3 protein-coding genes are annotated in these 3,495 nt (G+C 63.5%); 1 reads left to right on the forward strand and 2 read right to left on the reverse strand.

Going from position 1 to position 3,495, the window contains the following annotated elements; genetic code table 11:
* Together AC1DX0_RS32965 and AC1DX0_RS32970 are read right to left on the reverse strand one after the other, a co-directional pair.
* On the reverse strand, positions 1-910 hold a 910-nt coding region (locus AC1DX0_RS32965), incomplete at its 3' end, for a pseudouridine-5'-phosphate glycosidase (protein WP_477358553.1).
* A 74-nt stretch (positions 911-984) separates the two neighbouring features.
* Positions 985-1,929 carry a carbohydrate kinase family protein gene (locus AC1DX0_RS32970; protein ID WP_477221261.1) on the reverse strand — a complete coding sequence of 315 codons (945 nt, stop codon included), beginning with the start codon at positions 1,927-1,929 and terminating at the stop codon, positions 985-987.
* 279 nt (positions 1,930-2,208) lie between these two features.
* Here AC1DX0_RS32970 and recA point away from each other — a divergent pair, with 279 nt between their 5' ends.
* Positions 2,209-3,309: a recombinase RecA gene (recA, locus tag AC1DX0_RS32975; RefSeq protein ID WP_477358555.1), complete on the forward strand. Its 1,101-nt coding sequence runs from the start codon at positions 2,209-2,211 to the stop codon at positions 3,307-3,309.
* Positions 3,310-3,495: the final 186 nt, after the last annotated feature.

Consider the following 3,495-nt stretch of genomic DNA (forward strand, 5'->3'; position numbering starts at 1 on the left):
CCTTCGCAATCCTCGCCGCCAACCGTGCATTGTTCTCGACCAGCGCGATGTTGGTCTTCAGGCTCCTGCCGCCGGTCAGCTCAAGGATTTTTCCCAGCAGGAACGGCGTCACCGCCTTACCGGTCACGTGCAGAGCCTCCGCAGCTTTCTGCGCCGCTTCGATATAGCCTGCCATCTCTTCGGCCGGTATTTCGTGGTCTTCCGGCACCGGGTTGGCGATCAGCATGCCGCCGCCCAGGCCCAGCGCAGCCCGAGTCCGGAAGAAATGCGCGATCTCGTCCGGCGTGTGCAGGGTCAGCGGCGCGCGGAACGGCGACTGCCGCGACCAGAAAGCCGGCATCGTCTCGCAGCCATGGCCGACAACAGGCACACCGCGCGTTTCCAGCACCTCCAGCGTCTTTTCGATATCAAGAATGGCCTTGGCGCCGGCCGAGACGACGATGACCGGCGTACGTGCCAGCTCGTCGAGGTCGGCCGAGATATCAAAACTCTTTTCCGCCCCCTTGTGGACGCCGCCAATGCCGCCGGTGGCGAACACTTTTATCCCGACCATGTGCGCCGCGATCATCGTGGCGGCGACTGTCGTGCCGCCAGTGCGCCCTTGCGCGACGGCGAAGCCGAGGTCGGCGCGCGACAGCTTCATGGCGTCGCCGGTCATGGCCAGCGATTCGCGTTCGCCGTCGGACAGGCCGATCTTGATGCGGCCGCCGACCACCGCGATCGTCGCCGGYACGGCGCCGCCATCGCTGATGATCTTCTCGACATCCGCCGCCATGGCGCCATTGTCGGGATAGGGCATGCCATGGGTGATGATGGTGCTTTCCAGCGCCACCACCGGCCGCCCGGCGGCCAGCGCCTGCGCCACCGGCGCGTGGATGTCGATGAAGGGGCGGGCGGTCTCTGGGGTCATCTGCATCTCCAACCGGAGTGCGGCGCATCGGTCTGGATACGCAGCCTCACTCAGGCACTATGAATTTGCCGGTCTCATGCCACTTCCCTGGCCTCCGGCACAAGGGCCAGCGCTTCAGTGAAGCTTGCGGCGGTGAAATCGGGAACGGCGTCGGCACTTTCGATAGCCAGCGTTGCCGCCGCGACGCCGTCGCGCAAGGCTTGGCGCAGGGGCAGGCCGCGCAGCAAAGCCGCGATCGTTGCGCCCGCCAGTGCGTCGCCGGCACCAGTGACATCGGCAACTCTTCTCGGCGGTGGCGGCTGGATCGAGAAGGCGCCTGCTTCGTCGAAACCCAGCACCGGTGCGCTGCCTGCCGTCACGATGCCGCTGGTAAGGCCGCTGCATCGCAACCCGTCGATGAGATCTCGCTCGGCGGCATCTGCATGGACGCCGGCCAGCGCGATGGCTTCCCGCCGGTTCATGAACAGCTGAGCCAACGCGCCGAGCACCGGTATCAGCCGGATCACCTTGGCCGGCGAAATGGCAATGGCGAATACAGGTTTGCCGACGGCAAGCGAAACCAGCCGCTCCAGTGCCGCCGAGGGCAGATTGGCGTCGCACAGGATGGCGTCTGCGTCGGCGATCGCCTCGCGGACCTTGGAGCGCCTCATCTGCTTGGGGAATGCCAAATCGTACAGCGCCATGTCGGCAAAGCCGACGATCAGTTCGCCCTCGCGGTCGATCAGTGCCGTGTAGCTCGGCGTCGTGCGGTCGAGGAACACGGCCGAGAGATCCGCGATGCCTGCTTCCGCTATGGCGCGTGAAACCGTATCGCCCGCCGCATCGCCGCCCCGCATCGAAAGCAGTGAAGCGGAAGCGCCGCGCCGCACCGTGCTGCGCAGCGCGTTGAAGACGCCGCCGCCGACATCCTCGCGCATCGTGCCTGGATTGGATGCGGCCGGCACGTAGGGGCCGGACACCTGGCCACGCCGGTCGATATGGGCGCCGCCCACGGCCAGTATCTTTGTCGATTTCACCATGCCGGCGATATGCCCTTTGTTATTCTTGCCGCGCAAGCGCTAGGCTGCGACTGGAGTTTCGCATGCGAGGCAGCGATTCGGCAGGCCGAGACAACGGGGCCTGCTGGCCTAATGCGAATGCGTTGCTGCTTACGTTTCTGGGACGAAAAAAGAACAAATCGGGATATTGCTTGTTTTTCAAATGCTTGTTGCCTCTTGCCAAATGAGAACAAAAAAGGTACAAAATGGCAGGGATYACGGATTGTCCGGCCTTCATTGACGACCAAGGGGTGATGTATCATGGCTCAGAATTCTTTGCGGCTTGTAGAGGATAAGGCAGTGGACAAATCAAAGGCTCTGGATGCGGCGCTGTCGCAAATCGAGCGGGCTTTCGGCAAGGGCTCGATCATGCGGCTCGGCGCGAACGAGCAGGTCGTCGAGATCGAAACSGTGCCGACCGGCTCGCTTGGCCTCGACATCGCTCTTGGCGTCGGYGGCCTGCCGCGCGGCCGCATCRTCGAGATCTACGGGCCGGAAAGCTCGGGCAAGACGACGCTGGCSCTGCACACSGTGGCCGAAGCCCAGAAGAAGGGCGGCATCTGCGCCTTCGTCGAYGCTGARCATGCGCTCGATCCGGTCTATGCCCGCAAGCTTGGCGTCGACCTTGAAAACCTGCTGATCTCGCAGCCCGACACCGGCGAGCAGGCGCTGGAAATCTGCGACACGCTGGTGCGTTCCGGCGCCATCGACGTTCTGGTGGTCGATTCGGTGGCGGCGCTGACGCCACGTGCCGAAATCGAGGGCGAGATGGGCGATTCGCTGCCTGGCCTGCAGGCCCGCCTGATGAGCCAGGCGCTGCGCAAGCTGACCGCCTCGATCTCGCGCTCCAACACCATGGTCATCTTCATCAACCAGATCCGCATGAAGATCGGCGTCATGTTCGGCTCGCCCGAGACCACCACCGGCGGCAATGCGCTGAAATTCTATGCGTCAGTGCGTCTCGATATTCGCCGCATCGGCTCGGTCAAGGACCGCGACGAGGTCGTCGGCAACCAGACCCGAGTCAAGGTGGTCAAGAACAAGCTGGCGCCGCCCTTCAAGGTGGTCGAGTTCGACATCATGTATGGCGAGGGCGTGTCCAAGACCGGCGAACTGGTCGACCTCGGCGTCAAGGCCGGTGTGGTCGAGAAGTCGGGCGCCTGGTTCTCCTACAATTCGCAGCGTCTCGGCCAGGGCCGCGAAAATGCAAAACTGTTCCTGCGCGACAATCCCGATACCGCACGCGAGATCGAACTGGCGCTGAGACAGAATGCCGGGCTGATCGCCGAAAAATTCCTCGAGAATGGTGGCTCTGAGGGCAGCGGCGACGACGGTTTTGAGGACGAAGCCGGCGCGATGTAGCGCAACGGTCAGAGTTCGGCCACAAATTCGGCCTATCATCTGATGCTTAAGTAATCGAGTTCTTTAGTACCGCGTTCAAAACCGCCGGCCTTCGCGCCGGCGGTTTTCGTTTTTGGGTAGCGCGGACTGCCTGGCAAGCTCCCTGGATTGGCCCATTCCGTGTTTCTGGACAGGGTGGGGCGTGCC

Source organism: Mesorhizobium sp. P3_A9 (assembly GCF_056402975.1).

Excerpts from the sequence above, each read along its gene's own strand:
- AC1DX0_RS32970 (WP_477221261.1), bottom strand. The coding sequence starts at position 1,929 with ATGGTGAAATCGACAAAGATACTGGCCGTGGGCGGCGCCCATATCGAC.